At 53.9% G+C, this 1,093-nt stretch carries 1 pseudogene; it reads right to left on the bottom strand.

What is annotated here, in order from left to right:
• A pseudogene (locus QRN40_RS18505) lies at nucleotides 1-1,093 on the bottom strand (IS3 family transposase); the annotation flags it as partial.

Raw genomic sequence — 1,093 nt, 5'->3', positions numbered from 1 at the left:
GGATAAGTGCGGCCGCTCCCGGTTGTAGATTTGCACCGATTCATCCACCATTTTCACTGCATCCGCCAGGTCTTTGGGGCGATGTAGCAAAAACTCAGTCTTCAAAATCCCATTTACCCTCTCCGCCATAGCGTTCTGATAGCAATCATAACCGTCAGTCATTGAGCACCTGATTCCATGCCGGGTATGCATCCGTTGGTATAAATCAGAGCAATACTGGGCTCCGCGATCTGAATGATGAATGAGCGGTTGATTGGATTTTCGCTGACTAACAGCCTTCTGCAGCGCCCTGACCACCGACTCCGTATGCAGGCTGCTGTGCACATGATGACCCACGATTTTGCGTGAGTACGCGTCTGTTATCAGGCTAACGTAAGCGACACTTTCCCGCGTTGGGAGATAGGTAATGTCTGCGACCCAAACCTGTTCAGGTCTGCTGGCTACAACTTGTTCCGGGCCAGCTTTGAGTAGGTTGGGGTGACGGCGGAAGCGATGATGGCTATGCGTGGTTTTATGATAAGCACGTTTGCGAGGAACCAGCTCTCGCGCCTCTCGCAAGATGGAAAACAGGCGGTCTCGACCGACACGTAGCGCTGTTGCGGCTTCAATTAGCATCAGGTGGTGCAGTTTGCGCGTCCCAAGCCTCGGCTGGCGCCGACGCTTTTCCAGAACGAATTCCACTACCTGCTGGTCTTGGCAAACTCTCGCGTCAAAGGCTCGGTTGCGCTTGTAATACGCTTGGCGCGAAATGCCCATAAACAGGCAAGCCCTGGTAATGCTCAGGTCTTGGATTTGCCCTTGCGAGAGGACTTGCCGGGTCGCTTTTTTACGATGGACACACCGTAATCATTTTTCAAGACGTTCACGACAGCTTCAAAGAACTGGGCCTTCTGATTGCTCAGCGCCAACTGTTCTTCAAGCTCTTTGATCCGCTGTTCGGGTGTCAGCGGTAGGTTGGGGTCGGTCATCGGCCTGCTCCGCAGCGCTCGGATTGAGGCGCCTTGGCTCCAGTCCTGTCGGCCATGCTTGCGTAACCAAACCAGTACCGTGGACCGGCCTTGAATGCCAAAGCGCCGTTGAGCCTCTTTATAAC

Source organism: Leifsonia sp. fls2-241-R2A-40a (assembly GCF_030209575.1).
Taxonomy (GTDB): domain Bacteria; phylum Actinomycetota; class Actinomycetes; order Actinomycetales; family Microbacteriaceae; genus Leifsonia.
The sequence above is the reverse complement of the archived record's forward strand: the minus strand, read 5'-3'. Positions and strand labels throughout refer to the sequence as shown.